Annotated in this window: 1 protein-coding gene; it reads right to left on the bottom strand. The window is 70.1% G+C overall.

Annotated elements, in window-relative coordinates:
• Window positions 1–1,008 (bottom strand): HNH endonuclease signature motif containing protein (locus G6027_RS16590; RefSeq protein ID WP_241727218.1); only part of this gene is annotated, 1,008 nt, incomplete at its 3' end.
• Window positions 1,009–1,010 lie beyond the last annotated feature (2 nt).

The following is a 1,010-nucleotide window of genomic DNA, read 5'->3' on the forward strand; positions in this document are numbered from 1 at the left end:
TGGGGGGTTGGTGAGGTGGCCGTCGTCGGTGATGAGGCGGTCGAGGTGTTGTCGCCATCGGTGGTCGAGGATGCGGTCTCGGGCTTGGGCCAGGGGGCCGTGTGGGGTGGTGCGGTGTTCGTGTCCGGTCTCGGTGATGATGGTCAGTTCGCCGAGGGGTCCGGGCCGGTAGGCGCAGTGACCGAAGGTCTTTTCGCGGTGGTGCTTGCGGCACAGGCAGATCAGGTTCCACTCGGCGGTGGGGCCACCCAGTTCAGGATGCTGGTGGTCGAACGCGATGACGTGGTCGATCTCGCAGTCGTGGGCGTCGACGGTGCACCCGGGGTGGCGGCAGGTGCCGTCGCGTAGCCGGATCCGCTCGGCCAGCGCCGGGGTGATGAAGTACTTGAGTACCGCGTCCGGTGTGTCCTGCGCGCCGGGTTGCGGGTCGATCAGTTCGAACCGCACCTTCGCGTCGCCGCCGGAGAGCAACTCCTCGCACAGCCAGTCGAAACTCGAGTAGGCGCCGTTGACGAACTGCACGCGGTTGGGCAGGCCCTGGGCGAGGCTGTCGATGATCGAGATCCGGATGGGTTGTTCGGTGCCCCACGACGCACCCGGCCGCGGACTGGTCGTACCGCTGCCGGCACTGTTGGCGCGGTCGGGACTGTTGGCGCGGTCGGCGTGGTCGGCGCTGTCAGCGGGGTCGGCGTGGTCGGTGGCTTCCTCTGCGTCGTGCAGGGTGGTGCCGATGTCGTCGGTGTTCGGGTCCCCGAGGGCGCACAGGGCGTCGGCGCGTAGTTGGTCGCGAGTGCGGGGATGACCCGAATCGCAGGCGGCGCGGGCGGCGGCCTCGATGCGGCGGCGCAGTTTCTCGGCATCCCCGTTGGGTAGGGCGGCCCACATGCTGGTCATGCCGTCGCGGCTGGGGCGGAACCGGACGGTGCGCTGCTCGACGGCGGCGTTCACCGCGTCCTCGGCGGCCCGGGGGTCGTGGCGTTCTCTGGCCGCGTCGACCGTGGTGTCCAGGG

Source organism: Dietzia sp. SLG310A2-38A2 (assembly GCF_014145095.1).
GTDB lineage: Bacteria > Actinomycetota > Actinomycetes > Mycobacteriales > Mycobacteriaceae > Dietzia.